Genomic DNA, 2,243 nt, shown 5'->3' on the forward strand with positions numbered 1-2,243 from the left:
CGTTTCCTGGCGGGCGCCTTATCAAACGTCATCGGGCCTGCGCGAGAAAATTAATCAGGGCCAGGTGAGGTTTGTCGATCTCCATTTGAGTGAAGTGGCGCAAATGGTTAATTACGGCTTTTTTGGCGAGATCGATGTTGCCGTCATTGAAGCCTCCGCCATTGCGCCAGATGGCCGGATTTGGCTTTCCAGCGGTATTGGTAATGCGCCGACCTGGCTGCTGCGGGCGAAAAAAGTGATCATTGAATTGAATCATTACCATAATCCGCGCGTGGCGGAGTTTGCCGACATCGTGATACCCGGTGCGCCGCCGCGGCGTAACAGCGTACCCATTTTTCATACCATGGATCGCGTAGGCAGTCAGTGCGTACAGATAGACCCCAAAAAGGTGGTTGCGGTGGTGGATACCGAGCTGCCCGATGCTGGAAATGCGGCGGATAAAACCAATCCGGTCAGCCAGCAAATTGCCGATAACGTCGTCACTTTCCTGCTGGCAGAAATGGCGCACAAACGTATTCCAGCTGAGTTTCTGCCCTTACAAAGCGGCGTGGGCAATATCAACAACGCGGTAATGGCGCGACTGGGCGAGAACCCGGATATCCCGCCCTTTATGATGTATTCGGAGGTGTTGCAAGAGTCGGTGGTGCATCTGCTGGAAACGGGCAAGATAACAGGTGCCAGCGCCTCCAGCCTGACCATTTCAGCCCCTTCGCTACAGAAGATTTACGACAACATGGACTTCTTCGCCAGCCGGATTGTGCTGCGCCCGCAGGAGATCTCCAATAACCCAGAAATCATCCGTCGGCTGGGGGTTATTGCGCTCAACGTCGGTCTGGAGTTTGATATCTACGGCCATGCCAATTCCACGCACGTTGCGGGGGTGAACCTGATGAATGGCATCGGCGGCAGCGGGGATTTCGAGCGCAACGCCTACCTGTCTATCTTTATGGCGCCGTCGATTGCCAAAGGCGGGAAAATCTCCACCATCGTACCGATGTGCAGCCATGTCGACCACAGCGAACATAGCGTTAAAGTGATCGTGACCGAACAAGGGATTGCCGATCTGCGTGGGCTATCTCCGATGCAGCGGGCGCACACGATTATCGATAACTGTGCGCACCCTCTTTACCGGGATTATCTGCACCGCTATCTGGAGAAAGCGCCCGGCGGGCATATCCATCACGATCTCAGCCATGCGTTCGATCTGCATCGCAACCTTCTCGAGACTGGATCGATGCTCGGCTAACTTGCGCTACCGTCACGATCTTCAGCAATATGCTGGAGCATAGTGGCGGTATAGCGATGATTTTTCAGCGAATAGAGAAACTCCTGCATATACATGGGGCTGCCGGGCGCATCGAAATACTTTAGCGTCGACGGGTTCACCAGCCGCCAGGCGAAGTGAGGGATCACCGTCAAAAACTGCCCGCGCTCTACCGCGCTGATCTTGGCCATAAAGCTGTACGGACGGTAGATAATCGTCGGGTTGATCCCGCAGGGTCGCATGTATGCATCCAGCATCGCCTCAAAGTTGGCGCGATTCTGGAAGCGCATTTGCAGCCAGGGCAGCTCGCGCAGCAGATCCTGCGGCTGTTTTTCTTCGTAGCGCCGGGAAACGAGAAACCCCAGACGCAGCGGAGGCAGCTCGCTAATCGCCAGATTCTCCAGTTCCTGGACGCGGGGGGAAACGTGCTGCGGCGAGATAATAAAATCCAGTTTGCGATCGAACAGGTTATCAATCACCCCATTCTCGCTGAATTCAACGGCCTGAGCCGTCACGCCGTCATACTTGTCACCAAGGCTAATCAACTGGTCAAAAATAATCGTTGGGTAGGTATTGTCGATACCGATGACGATTTCCCGCGAGCGGCGAGAGGCGTTATGGATTTCGTTATCAATGGCAGAAAGGCGCTGATAAACGGGAAACAGCTTCTGATACAGCTCCTGTCCGGCTTTATTCAGGCTGATGTTGTTATCTTTGCGGGTAAACAGCGTATAGCCGATTTGATCTTCCAGTGCGGCAATGCTTTTACCGAAAGGCGATGCGGTCATATGTATTTTTTCTGCCGCTCTGGCGATGTTATTGGTTTGCGCCAGCAGAATGAAATTACGCATCTTTTTCGAGATAAAAATATCCATAGCGTCCCCTTAAAAATCGCTATGGCCTATCCTCATTACGGCGAAAAAAAAGACTGGATGTGGGGTCTCATTTTTACAGTTGCTCACAGAAAAAACCCGGCTGG

2 protein-coding genes are annotated in these 2,243 nt (G+C 53.2%); one reads left to right on the forward strand and one right to left on the reverse strand.

The features are described 5' to 3' along the window. Positions 1-1,246 (forward strand): acetyl-CoA hydrolase/transferase C-terminal domain-containing protein (locus FDW94_RS13495; protein ID WP_249358485.1); only part of this gene is annotated, 1,246 nt, incomplete at its 5' end. On the opposite strand, the gene FDW94_RS13500 is transcribed toward FDW94_RS13495, so the two are convergent. Next, positions 1,243-2,139 carry a LysR family transcriptional regulator gene (locus tag FDW94_RS13500; protein WP_003026999.1) on the reverse strand — a complete coding sequence of 299 codons (897 nt, stop codon included), beginning with the start codon at positions 2,137-2,139 and terminating at the stop codon, positions 1,243-1,245. The genes FDW94_RS13495 and FDW94_RS13500 overlap by 4 nt on opposite strands. Positions 2,140-2,243: the final 104 nt, after the last annotated feature.

It is taken from the genome of Citrobacter sp. wls757 (assembly GCF_005280935.1).
Taxonomy (GTDB): Bacteria; Pseudomonadota; Gammaproteobacteria; order Enterobacterales; family Enterobacteriaceae; genus Citrobacter; species Citrobacter portucalensis.

What these genes read in the sequence shown, in the direction of transcription:
- FDW94_RS13500 (WP_003026999.1), bottom strand. Translation starts at nt 2,139, where the DNA reads ATGGATATTTTTATCTCGAAAAAGATGCGTAATTTCATTCTGCTGGCG.